Annotated in this window: 9 protein-coding genes; 8 read left to right on the top strand and 1 reads right to left on the bottom strand. The window is 70.8% G+C overall.

Annotation, left to right across the window (positions count from 1 at the left end):
* Positions 1–88 precede the first annotated feature (88 nt).
* Both IEX05_RS02585 and IEX05_RS02580 read left to right on the top strand, forming a co-directional pair.
* The gene (locus tag IEX05_RS02585) at positions 89–730 is read left to right on the top strand and encodes a DedA family protein (RefSeq protein WP_229661078.1); all 642 of its coding nucleotides are present in this window, start codon (positions 89–91) and stop codon (positions 728–730) included.
* A 5-nt stretch (positions 731–735) separates the two neighbouring features.
* Positions 736–1,770 (top strand): App1 family protein phosphatidate phosphatase, encoded by a 1,035-nt coding sequence (locus tag IEX05_RS02580; RefSeq protein ID WP_188699809.1) that lies wholly within the window; start codon positions 736–738, stop codon positions 1,768–1,770.
* On the opposite strand, the gene IEX05_RS02575 is transcribed toward IEX05_RS02580, so the two are convergent.
* Positions 1,767–3,224 (bottom strand): DHA2 family efflux MFS transporter permease subunit, encoded by a 1,458-nt coding sequence (locus IEX05_RS02575; RefSeq protein WP_188699808.1) that lies wholly within the window; start codon positions 3,222–3,224, stop codon positions 1,767–1,769. The genes IEX05_RS02580 and IEX05_RS02575 overlap by 4 nt on opposite strands.
* A gap of 150 nt (positions 3,225–3,374) precedes the next feature.
* On the opposite strand from IEX05_RS02575, the gene imuA' reads away from it, so the two are divergent.
* From imuA' to IEX05_RS02545, 6 genes are read left to right on the top strand one after another with little or no spacing between them, the layout of a single operon-like run.
* Positions 3,375–4,067 carry a DnaE2-dependent mutagenesis accessory factor ImuA' gene (imuA', locus tag IEX05_RS02570; RefSeq protein ID WP_188699807.1) on the top strand — a complete coding sequence of 231 codons (693 nt, stop codon included), beginning with the start codon at positions 3,375–3,377 and terminating at the stop codon, positions 4,065–4,067.
* On the top strand, positions 4,064–5,611 hold the full coding sequence (locus tag IEX05_RS02565; RefSeq protein ID WP_188699806.1) for a DNA polymerase Y family protein: 1,548 nt from the start codon (positions 4,064–4,066) through the stop codon (positions 5,609–5,611). Before imuA' ends, IEX05_RS02565 begins: the two co-directional genes overlap by 4 nt.
* The gene (locus tag IEX05_RS02560) at positions 5,611–9,024 is read left to right on the top strand and encodes an error-prone DNA polymerase (RefSeq protein ID WP_188699805.1); all 3,414 of its coding nucleotides are present in this window, start codon (positions 5,611–5,613) and stop codon (positions 9,022–9,024) included. Before IEX05_RS02565 ends, IEX05_RS02560 begins: the two co-directional genes overlap by 1 nt.
* 49 nt (positions 9,025–9,073) lie before the next feature.
* Positions 9,074–9,763 (top strand): SOS response-associated peptidase, encoded by a 690-nt coding sequence (locus IEX05_RS02555; RefSeq protein WP_188699804.1) that lies wholly within the window; start codon positions 9,074–9,076, stop codon positions 9,761–9,763.
* A gap of 18 nt (positions 9,764–9,781) precedes the next feature.
* Positions 9,782–11,059: a M18 family aminopeptidase gene (locus tag IEX05_RS02550; RefSeq protein WP_188699880.1), complete on the top strand. Its 1,278-nt coding sequence runs from the start codon at positions 9,782–9,784 to the stop codon at positions 11,057–11,059.
* The gene (locus IEX05_RS02545; RefSeq protein WP_188699879.1) at positions 11,059–11,949 is read left to right on the top strand and encodes a 3-methyladenine DNA glycosylase; all 891 of its coding nucleotides are present in this window, start codon (positions 11,059–11,061) and stop codon (positions 11,947–11,949) included. Before IEX05_RS02550 ends, IEX05_RS02545 begins: the two co-directional genes overlap by 1 nt.
* The last annotated feature ends 2 nt before the right edge of the window (positions 11,950–11,951 follow it).

The raw sequence follows: 11,951 nt of genomic DNA, 5'->3' as shown, positions 1-11,951 counted from the left end.
CGAGAATGCTGAACAAGGGTTGACGGGCCCTTCCCCGCACGGTATTTGAACAGGGTCCCGCATAACCGGGGTGCATTAAGCTCGGCACGTGCTTAACGATGTCCTCACCGCGATTCTCGATGTGGTCGAGGGTGTGTCTCCCTGGCTGCGCACGCTGATCGCATCGGTGGCGATCATGTTGGAGACCAGCGTCCTGGTCGGGCTCATCGTGCCCGGCGACACGATCGTGATCGTGGCCGCGACGGGCGTCACGACCGTCCTCGAGGGCATCGTTCTGGGGCTCTTCGTCGTCGCCGGGGCCTGGGCCGGAGAGACGATCGGCTACATGGTGGGCCGGTGGGCCGGGCCGTGGCTCCGCCGGTCGCGGGTCGGCAGGTGGCTGGGCGAACGCAACTGGGTGCGCGCCGAGAACTATCTGCAACGACGCGGCGGAATCGCGATCTTCCTGTCGAGGTTCTTGCCCGTCCTCCATTCGATCGTGCCGCTGACGGTCGGAATGTCGGGCTACCCGTACCGCAAGTTCGTCGCCTGGACGCTTCCGGCATGCGCCCTGTGGGCGACGATCTACATCTCGATCGCCGCAGGCGCCGCCGAGACGTACCGTGATCTGTCGGGCAGCGCGCACTGGGCCGGATACGTTTTCATCGGCATCATCCTGGCGGGTCTGCTGGTGATCTTCGGCGGAAAGAAGCTCTTGGGCTGGATCGAGCACCGTCACATGAAAGACTGAGGCCGATGGCTTCACGACCGGCACAGCCCGCCCGACACTCGCCCAAGATCCTGTGGGTCGCTCGCATAGAGCGTCGCTTCCACGCGTGGCGGGAACGTCGCGCGCGAAAGCGCGGTCACAGCCCCGAGGTGGTGCCGTTCCCCGGCTACGGGGGCGACGGCTGGATCCGCGTTCTCGGACGCGTGATGATCCTCCCGCGCGGGGGCAAGCGACGCCGCGGTGACGGCGCTCGCGGATGGCGCTCGTTCGCCGGTATCGCGGTCGGCTATGCCAGCGTGAGGATCACGATCGGCGACGAGACCCACGAGGTCGCCGCCGACCGCGGCGGCGTGATCGACATCCGCGTTCCGGCCTCCCTGCCGCCCGGTTGGCAGACGCTGACGATGTCGGTGGAGAACGGCGAGCCGTCGACCGCCCACGTGTACGTCGTGGATCCCGCCACGCGCTTCGGCGTGATCAGCGACGTCGACGACACCGTCATGGTCACGGCGCTTCCCCGCCCGCTCCTCGCGGCGTGGAACTCGTTCGTCGTGAACGAGCACGCGCGGCAACCCGTGCCGGGCATGGCGGTGCTGCTCGAACGGCTCGTCAACGAACACCCCGGCGCCCCCATGATCTACCTGTCGACCGGGGCCTGGAACGTGGCGCCGACGCTCAACCGCTTCCTGCATCGTCACCTGTTCCCCCGCGGCGCGATGCTCCTCACCGATTGGGGGCCGACGCACGATCGCTGGTTCCGCAGCGGGCGCCTGCACAAGGAGACGAACCTGCGGCGCATCGCCGAGGAGTTCCCGGACATCACCTGGCTGCTCATCGGCGATGACGGGCAGCACGACGACGAGATCTACACGCAGTTCACGGCCGAGCACCCCGGATCCGTCGCCGGCGTCGCGATCCGGCGCCTGACGACGACCGAGGCGGTGCTCGCCGGTGGTCGCACCTCGGTCGATGACCACTCCGCCGCGGGCGTGCCCTGGGTGTCCGCGGACGACGGCGCCGGCCTCGCCGCGCGCCTGCGAGAGGTCGGGATCCTCTCCTAGGGGCGAACCTCCTCCGCCCGTGCACGGCGCAGGAACAGTGCGGCCGCGAGGGCGACGACGATTGCGCAGGCCGGGAGGATCATGGTCTGCGCCATCGCGGCGGAGAACGCCTCCGCGACCGGCCCCGGCATGGATCCGCCCGTCTGCCCCGTGGGAGCCTCACCGGCGCCCGGCATGTTCGCTTCGATCCGCGACTGCATGAAGGCCGCCACGGCGGCGGATCCGATGACGGAACCGATCGTGCGAGTCGTGTTGTAGATGCCCGCCCCGGCGCCGGCCATGCGCGGCGGGAGCTTGCGGGTCGCGGTCGTCGACAGCGGACCCCACATTCCTGCGTTGCCCACGCCCAGAAGCGCCGAGGGCAGCAGGAAGACCCAGACGGACGTGTCCATGTCGATGATCGCGACGTACCAGAACAGGCCGCCGGCGACGCACAGCAGGCCCGGCACGAGGATCACGCGCGGGTCGACGCGATCGAGGATCCTGCCGGCGACGGGCGCGAGCACACCCGAGATCACGGCCATCGGGATCATCAGCAACGCGGACGACGTCGGCGTGAGCCCGCGCGCCGACTGCAGAAAGAACATGAGGGGCAGCGCCTGTGCCGTCACCGTGAAGCCGACGGCGGCGATCGCGATGTTCGCGCCCGAGAAGTTGCGGTCCCGGAACAGGCCGAGCGGCACCAGGGGCTCGCTGCGCGTCTTCGCCTGTTGGAGAACGAACGCGGCCAAGACGACTACCCCGGCCGCGATCGTGCCCCAGATCGGCAGCGACCAGTCGTACTTCTCGCCCTCCTGCAGCCCGAAGACGACGAGGAACATGGCGACGCCGCTCAGCACGATGCCCAGCACGTCGAAACGGTGCGGGTGCGTCTCGAGCCGCGGCACGAGGATCCATGCCGCGACGAAGCCGATGATGCCGACGGGGATGTTGACGAAGAAGATCCACTCCCAGCCGAGACCGTCGACGAGAAGACCGCCCGCGAGCGGCCCGACGAGCGTCGCGACGCCGGCGGTCGCACCCCACAGGCCCATGGCCGCGCCGCGGTTCGTGGGCGGGAAGGTGCGGGTGATCACGGCCATCGTCTGCGGCGTCATGAACGCGGCGCCGAGCCCCTGCACGGCGCGGGCGGCGATCAGCCCGCCGAGGCTCGTCGAGAGGCCGCACCACAGCGACGAGAGCGTGAAGACGGCGAGCCCGATCAGGTAGATGTTCTTCGGCCCGAAACGATCGCCGAGCCGCCCGGTGACGAGCAGGGGCACGGCGTAGGCGAGCAGGTAGGCGCTCGTGACCCAGACGACGTTGTCGAGGTTGTTCGTGTCGGGGTCGAGCGCCGCCTTGATCACCGGGTTCGCCACCGACACGATCGTCGTGTCGACGAGGATCATGAAGAATCCGATGATCAGGGCCCAGAGCGCCGGCCAGGGCCGGCTCTCGTTCTCGTGTTCGCTCATGGAGGTGCCTTTCTGGGCGCAACCGATGCTGCGCCTCGTGGAGCGTACGCCCGTTTTCTGGGCCGAACGCTTCGCGTGTCAGTGGTTCGAAATAGTGTTCGATGCGAGCTGTTTTATATCGAACATTGTTTCTATCATGGAGGCGTGGGCATGACACTGGCACAGGTCGAGAGCGCGGAACAGGTGGCGCAGATCACGCGTCTGCGCGCCCAGATCGGGCAGATGCAGCGGCGCACGGCCTCGCCCGATCGACTCCCGGTTCCGGCTCCGCTCTCGGGGCTCTTCCCCTCGGGAGGACTGCGCCCCGGTGTCGCCTATGCCCTGCCCGACTCCCCCAGCCTCTTGCTGGCGCTCGCGGGAGAGATCTCGCGTTCGGGATCCTGGTGCGCCTTCGTCGGCATGCCGGACCTGTCGATGCAGGCGGCGGCATCGCACGGCGTCGCCGCCGATCGCGTCGCGCTCATCCCGTCGCCGGGTAGCCGCTGGCTTTCGGCGGTGTCCTCCGCGGCCGAGGTGTTCCCGCTCGTGGCGGTGCGCCCTCCGCGCGGGGCGGGCCCTGCCGAGACGGCCCGGCTCGATGCGCGCCTGCGCGATCGCGGCAGCACGCTGCTCGTCATGGGTGCGTGGCCGGGCGCCGAGCTGTCGCTCTCGCTCGGCGAGCCGGAATGGCGCGGGATCGGGGCCGGACACGGACTCATCGCCGCGCGCGCCGTCACGATCGCGGCGGCGGGGCGCCCACTCCCCTCCTCCCGGCGGGTGCGGGTGCTCCTGCCCGGCCCCTCCGGTGCCGTCGAGGAGATCGCGACCGCGCGCCGCGCGCACCTGCGGGCGGTGGCCGCATGAACACCCCCGAACGCGCCATCGTGCTCTGGGTGCCCGATTGGCCCATCGAGGCCTACCTGCGCACGCAGGCGCGCGAGGTTCCCGAGCACGAGCGCGTGGATCCCGAGCAGCCGCTCGCGATCGTCCACGACGGCCGCATCGTGGTGTGCTCGGCGTCCGCCAGGGCGGCGGGGGTCGCCCGGGGACAGCGCCGCCGAGACGCGCAGTCGGCCTGTCCCGGTCTGGTGCTGCTCCCGGCGGATCCAGGGCGCGATACGCGCGCCTTCCACGCCGTGCTGAGCAGCGTCGAGCAGATCGTGCCGGGTGTCGAGCCCCTGCGTCCCGGGCTCGCCGCCGTGCGGGCCCGCGGGCCGGCACGCTTCTTCGGCGGGGAGGAGTCGGCGGCGCGCGCCGTGCTCGGCGCCCTCACCGGGATCGGCCTCACGGGTGCCCGCACCGGCGTCGCCGACGGCCTGTTCACGGCCGAGCGGGCGGCGCGAGCGGCCACGACGGAACCGCTCGTGATCCCCGCGGGGAGGTCGTCCGAGTTCCTTGCCCCGCTTCCCGTGGCATCGCTCGGAGATCCCGAACTCGCGGTCTTCCTCTCCCGGCTCGGCGTGCGCCGACTCGCCGAGTTCGCCGCGTTGCCGGAAGAGCTCGTGCGCGACCGGCTGGGTGCGCACGGTGTGCGCCTGCGCGCCCTCGCGGCGGGGGCCGACTCTCGCCCCGTCGTGCCTCGGGTGCCGCCGCCCGAGCTCCAGCGCGCCCTCGATCTCGAACCGCCGCTCGAACTCGCCGAGCAGGTGGCCTTCGCGGTGCGCCGGACAGCCGATTCCTTCCTGGCAGGCCTGGGCGAGGCGGCTCTCGTCTGCACCGCGCTCCGCATCGTCATCGAGACCGACCGCGGCGAGCGCAGCGAGCGGGTCTGGCAGCATCCCTCGTGCTTCGACGCGCCGAGCGTGGTCGATCGGGTGCGGTGGCAGTTGCAGCCGTCGCCGGGAGCGGAACCCTTCACGGGCGGGGTGAGCCGGGTCGAGCTCGAACCGGAGGCGGTCGACGACGGCGGATCGCATCAGCCGGTCCTCCTGGGACAGGGGCCGGACGAGCGCGCTCATCACGCGATGACCCGGGTGCAGGCGGCGTTGGGGCATCGCGGCGTGGTGACGCCGGTGGCCTCGGGGGGCAGGTGGCTTGCAGAGCGCGAAGAGTTCGCCCCCTGGGGCGAGAAGGTGTCCGCGTCATCGCCGCGAGAGCTGCCGTGGCCGGGGTCGATGCCGGATCCTCTGCCGTCGGAAGTCTTCCGCGAGCCGCGGCCGGTCACGGTCGCGGGTGCAGGCGGCGAGGCGGTGTCCGTGACCGATCGCGGTTTCGTGACGGCGCAGCCCGCGGTGCTCGAGGGGCGCGGTGTGATCTCGTGGGCGGGCCCGTGGCCGGTTGTGGAGCGCACGTGGGATCCCACACGGGCGCGGCGAGCGCACCGGTTCCAGCTCGTCGATGATCGCGGGGCCGCGTGGCTGGCGGTGCTCGAGGGCGGCGCATGGCACCTGGAGGGGAGGTACGCCTGATGGGCTTTCGCAATCCGCCGGTGAAGTGGAACGAGCTGGAGCGGGCGCTGAGCGGCAGGCGCCCGTCCTCGCGCCCGGCGGCGGCAGACGGCGGGGACAGCCCGGCGTGGAGCCGGAAGCGCGGCGCGTACGAGCCGCCGAAGATCTCTCGTGCGCGCAGCGCGACGCCGTACGCCGAGCTGCACGCGCACTCGTCGTACTCGTTCCTCGACGGGGCGAGTTCGCCCGAGGCCCTCGTGGAGGAGGCCGAGAGGCTGGGCTTGGAGGCGCTCGCGCTCACGGATCACGACGGCTTCTACGGGATCGTCCGCTTCGCGGAGGCGGCCGAGCACACCTCGGTCGCGACGGTGTTCGGATCCGAGCTGTCGCTGGATCTGCCGTCCCCGCAGAAGGGCGTCACCGATCCCGCCGGCGAGCACCTGCTGGTCCTGGCCCGCGGCGAGGGCGGCTATCACCGCCTGTCGCGGGCTATCACGAGGGCGCAGCTACGGGGCGCGGAGAAGGGTCGCCCGGTGTACGACGTGGACGACCTCTCCCGCGAGGCGGCGGGCGAATGGGCCGTGCTGACCGGGTGCCGGAAGGGCGCCGTGGGGCGCGCGGCGGAGGCGGTGGTGCGCGGGGGCGCGGACGTGAGCGGCTTGGAGCGCGCCCTGGGTTCGCTCGTGGACCTGTTCGGGCGCGAGAGCGTTTACGTGGAGCTGACCCGTCAAGGCGACCCGCTCGACGATCGCCGGTGCGATGTGCTGACGACGATCGCGGGCAGGTGGGGGCTGCCCGTCGTCGCGACGGGGAACGTGCACTATGCGACGCCGAAGGAGGTTCCGCTCGCGCAGGCGGTGGCGGCGATCCGGGCGACGCGCAGCATGGACGCGCTGGACGGCTGGCTTCCGGCGACGGGCGGGGCGCACCTGCGTTCGGGCGACGAGATGGCGCGCATCTTCGACCGCTATCCGGGCGCCGTCGAGGCCTCCGCCCGCCTCGCGGGCGAGTTGGCGTTTCCGCTGCGCACGGCGAAGCCCGCCCTGCCGAAGCAGGAGGTTCCGGAGGGGCACACGCCGATGTCGTATCTGCGGGAGCTGGTGTGGGGCGCGGTGTCCGCGCGGTATCCGCGGCTGGGCTCGGCGGACAGGGAGCGCATCGCGCACGAGCTGGATGTGATCGAGAAGAAGGACTTCCCCGGGTATTTCCTCATCGTGCGCGACATCGTGGCCGAGGCGCGCCGGCGCGGGATCCTGTGCCAGGGGCGGGGTTCCGCCGCGAACAGCGCCGTGTGCTACCTGCTGGGCATCACGGCGGTGGATCCGATCTTCTACGGCCTGCCGTTCGAACGCTTTCTCTCGGCGATGCGCGATGAGGAACCCGACATCGACGTGGATTTCGACAGCGACCGCCGCGAGGAGATCATCCAGTGGGTTTTCGAGAGGTACGGGCGTGAGCGCGCCGCTCAGGTGGCGAACGTGATCCAGTACCGGCCGAAGAACGCCATCCGCGATGTGGCGCGGGCGCTGGGGTTCTCGACCGGGCAGCAGGATGCATGGGCGCGGCAGGTGGAGCGGTGGGGTGCGAGCATCGAGTCGGGCGGGGACCATACCATCCCGGACCGGGTGCTGGAATACGCCCAGCAGCTCTTGGGCGCTCCTCGTCACCTGGGGATCCATTCGGGCGGCATGGTGCTCACCGACCGGCCCGTCGGCGAGGTCGTGCCGATCGAGCACGCCCGCATGCCGGGCCGCACCGTCATCCAGTGGGACAAGGACGACGCGGCGTGGATGGGGCTCGTCAAGTTCGACCTGCTCGGGCTCGGCATGCTCGCCGCGCTGCAGCACTGTTTCGATCTCATCCGGGAGGCGACGGGTGAGGCCTTCGACCTCAGGGAGCTTCCGCGCGAGGAACCCGCCGTGTACGACATGCTGTGCCGCGCCGACTCGATCGGGGTCTTCCAGGTCGAATCGCGCGCGCAGATGGGCCTGCTCCCCCGCCTGCAGCCGCGCAGGTTCTACGACCTGGTCGTGCAGATTGCGCTGATCCGGCCAGGCCCCATCCAGGGCGGGGCGGTGCACCCGTTCGTGCGCCGCAAGATGGGGCAGGATCCCATCACGTATCCGCACCCGAAGCTCGAACCTGTGCTCGAGCGCACCCTCGGGGTTCCGGTGTTTCAGGAACAGCTGATGCAGATGGCCATGGCGGTCGGCGATTGCACGGGCGAGGACGCCGACCTGCTGCGGCGCGCCATGGGATCCAAGCGCGGTGTCGAGCGCATCGAGTCGCTCAAGGAGAAGCTGTTCGAGGGCATGGCGCGCAACGGCATCGACAAGGACACGGCCGACAGCCTCTACGCACAGATTCAGGCGTTCGCGAACTTCGGTTTCGCCGAGTCCCATTCGCTGTCGTTCGCGCTGCTGGTGTACGCCAGTTCGTGGATCAAGCTGCACTATCCGGCGGCGTTCCTCGCGGGGCTTCTGCGCTCGCAGCCCATGGGGTTCTACTCCCCCGCGACGCTCACCGCCGATGCCCGGCGGCACGGCGTCGAGGTGCGCCGGCCCGACATCTCGCATTCCGGGGTGACCGAGGTGCTCGAGCCCCTCGTGCCGGGGCGGCGCGGGGCACCCACGGGTCGGGCCGAGTGCCTGCGCGATCACGAGGGCGCCGCGCCCGCGTTCGATCGGCGCGCGCCCGACGAATCCGCCGCGCACCGCCGCGACGGAGACTTCGCCGTGCGCCTGGGCCTTGCCGGCGTGAACGGCATCGGCGAGAAGACGGCGCGACTCATCGTCACCGAACGCGAATCGGGCGGCCCCTATGCGTCGCTGAACGACCTGGTGCGCCGCACGGGTCTCGCCGAGGCGCAGCTCGAGGCGCTCGCGACCGCAGGCGCCTTCGCCTCCCTCGGGCTCGATACCCGCGAGGCGCTGTGGCTCGCGGGGGCCGCGGCGCTCGACAGGCCCGAGTTCCTCGACGGCACGGTCGCCGCCGTGCAGCCCCCGCTGTTCGCGGATCCCACCAGCTACGAACGCCTCTCGAGCGACCTGTGGGCAACGGGAGTGTCGGTCGATGATCACCCGCTCACCCATTTCCGGGCGGCGCTCGACGAGCGCGGCGTCGTGAGTTCGGACGGCCTCCGCGATCACGAGACGGGCCGCCGCATTGAGGTCGCGGGGCTCGTCACGCACCGGCAGCGCCCGGCGACGGCCTCGGGGATCACCTTCATCAATCTCGAGGACGAACACGGCCTCGTGAACGTCGTCTGCTCCGTGGGTGTGTGGAACCGCTATCGCCATGTCGTCCGCGATTGCCCGGCGCTCATCGCGCGAGGCATCCTCGAACGCTCCCCGGAGGGCGTCATCAACCTCGTGGCCGACGCCTTCGCCGACCTCCGCGTCGGCATCGACCACCGCTCCCGTGATTTCCGCTGACCCGCCCCGACACGCCCTGCACGACCGGTATCCGCGGTAGGTTCGGAGCATGTGCGGACGCTTCGTGGTGGCCAATGTCGGGTCCGAACTCGTGAGCGAGCTCGGCATAGACCTCATGAGCGACGAGCTGCCCCAGCCGAGCTTCAACATCGCCCCGACCGCGCTCGCCGCGATCGTGCTCGACTCCGCGAAGACGGATCCGCCGACCCGCCGCCTGGAGCCGGCACGCTGGGGTCTCGTGCCCGGGTGGGCGAAGGATCTCTCGATCGGGTCGCGAGCCTTCAACGCCCGCGCCGAAGAGCTCGAGGAGAAGAAGATGTTCGCCCCGGCGCTCGCGAAGCGCCGCGCGGTGATTCCCGCGACGGGCTACTACGAGTGGAAGGTCACCGACGACGGCAAGGTGCCGCTGTTCATCCATCCCGAGGGCGGCGAGCCCATCCTCTTCGCGGGACTCTACGAGTGGTGGCGCAGCCCGGAGAACCAGTGGATCCTGAGCTTCACGATCCTCACACAGGAGGCCGTGGGCGGTCTGGGATCCGTCCACCACAGGATGCCCGTCTTCCTCGACGCCGACCATGCCGACGCCTGGCTCGATACCGATCTCGAGGAGCCGCGCGACATGCTCGATGCCGCCATGGCCGACGCGCCGCGCGTCGCCGAGTCATTCGCCTGGCACCCCGTCGACTCCGCCGTGGGGAATGTGCGAAACGACTCCCCGGAACTCATCCGGCCGATTTGAGACAATGGGCGGGTGACGATGATTCCCGCAGAAGCCCATGCCCACATCGACGACCTGGCGTCGTTCGTCCAGGCATCACCCTCCTCGTACCACGCCGCTGACGAGGCGCGCCGACGCCTCGTCGACGCCGGCTTCACGGCGCTCGCCGAGACCGACGCGTGGGAGCTCGTCCCGGGCGGGCGCTACGTCATCGTGCGCGAGGGCAGCGTCATCGCGTTCGCGCTGCCCGACACCGTCACCGCCACGACGCCCTTCCAGATCGTCGGCGCGCACACCGACTCGCCCAGCTTCAAGCTCAAGCCGAAGCCGACCACGACGGGCGTCGGCGGATGGTGGCAGCTCGGCTGGGAGGTCTACGGCGGCCCGCTGCTGAACTCGTGGCTCGACCGCGAACTCATCCTCGCCGGACGCATCGTCACGCTGGGCGGCGAGGAACACCTCGTTCGCACGGCGCCGATCGCCCGCATTCCTCAGCTCGCCATCCACCTAGACCGCGGCGTCAACGACGGGCTCTCGCTCGACAAGCAGCGCCAGACGGCCCCGATCTGGGGCCTCGGCGACGCCGAGTCGGCCGACATCCTCGCGGTCCTCGCGGCGGAGGCGGGGATCGACGCCGAGCGCATCGGCGGCTTCGACATCGTCGCGGCCGACAGCCAGGCCCCCCGTGTCTTCGGCGCCCACGACGAGCTCTTCGCCAGCGGCCGCCTGGACAACCTGCTCTCCACGCACGCGGCCCTTGTCGCGATCCGGAACGCGCGGCCCACCGAGGCGATCGCGATGTTCGCCGCCTTCGATCACGAGGAGATCGGCTCCTCGTCTCGATCGGGCGCCGCGGGCCCGTTCCACGAGGAGGTGCTCACGCGGATCCTCGCCGCCTTCGGCGCGGGCCCGGAAGAGCGCGCTCGCTCCTTCGCCGCGTCGCTGCATGTCTCGAGCGACGTGGGTCACTCCGTGCACCCGAACTACTCGGAGCGTCACGACACCGTCAACCAGCCGGTCGCGGGGCAGGGCCCGATCCTCAAAATCAACGCCAACCAGCGCTACGCCACCGACGCGCACGGTGCCGCCGCATGGAACGCCGCGTGCGAGCGCGCGGGCGTGCCGTCGCAGGAGTTCGTGTCGAACAACACCGTGCCGTGCGGCTCGACGATCGGTCCGATCTCGGCGACGCGGCTCGGCATCCGCACCGTCGATGTCGGCGCGCCGATCCTGTCGATGCACTCGGCCCGCGAGCTGACCGCCGTGGTCGACCCGTGGTACCTGTCGCGCGCCATGGGCGAGATCCTCGCCAAGTGATCCGGCTTCCTCGCGACGAGTGGCGTGAGCGCGAGGCCGCGCACGCCGCTCGCGCGAACGCGCTCACGGCCGAGCACCGCGCCCGGCGCCAGCGCGGCGAGAAGCACCCCGTGTGGGATTTCCTCTTCACCTACTACAGCGTGAAGCCCGCGCAGATGGCGCGCTGGCATCCCGGCACCGGCGTCGCCCTCGCGGACGCCGGCAACGAGGCGCGGGCCGGTTACCGCTGGTACGCGCCCGGGGAGGAGCCCGGCTCGCTGATCGTCGACGACGCCGCCTTCGACCGGGAGATGCCGGCGCTGTCCCGGCTCATCGAGATCATGCTGCGCCGCACCGCCGAGCGCGCCGGCCAATTCGACTGCTTCGGCCTGCACGAATGGGCCATGGTCTACCGGCAGGACGAGCACCGCCACCCCCAGCCGCTGCGGCTCGGCCAAAGCGGCACCGATGCGGTCGTCGACGCCCACGATCTGCGCTGCACGCACTTCGACGCGTACCGCTTCTACACACCCCAAGCCCTGCCCCTGAACCGCACGCGCCTCACGCGCGAGGAGCAGCCGGATCGTGAGCAGCCCGGCTGCCTGCACGCGGGCATGGACGTGTACAAGTGGGCGATCAAGCTCGGGCCGCTCGTCCCCGGCGAGCTCATGCTCGACGCGTTCGAGCTCGCCCGCGACATCAGGCTGCTCGACATGGAGGCCGCGCCCTACGACCTCGCCGCCTTCGGTGTCGAACCGGTCCGCATCGAGACCACCGAGGGCAAGGCCGAGTACGTCGCCCGCCAGCGCGCCTTCGCCGAGCGCGGCAACGCCCTCCGCCACCGGATCCTCGACGCCTGGCGCGGGACGGATACCGGCGGGGGTCTGTCGGAGACGGGCATTGCCGGATAGGT

Origin of the sequence: Microbacterium nanhaiense (genome assembly GCF_014646015.1) — a bacterium.
In the GTDB taxonomy this organism is placed as follows: domain Bacteria; phylum Actinomycetota; class Actinomycetes; order Actinomycetales; family Microbacteriaceae; genus Microbacterium; species Microbacterium nanhaiense.
Note: the sequence above shows the minus strand (reverse complement) of the source record. Positions and strands in the feature narration are given on the sequence as shown.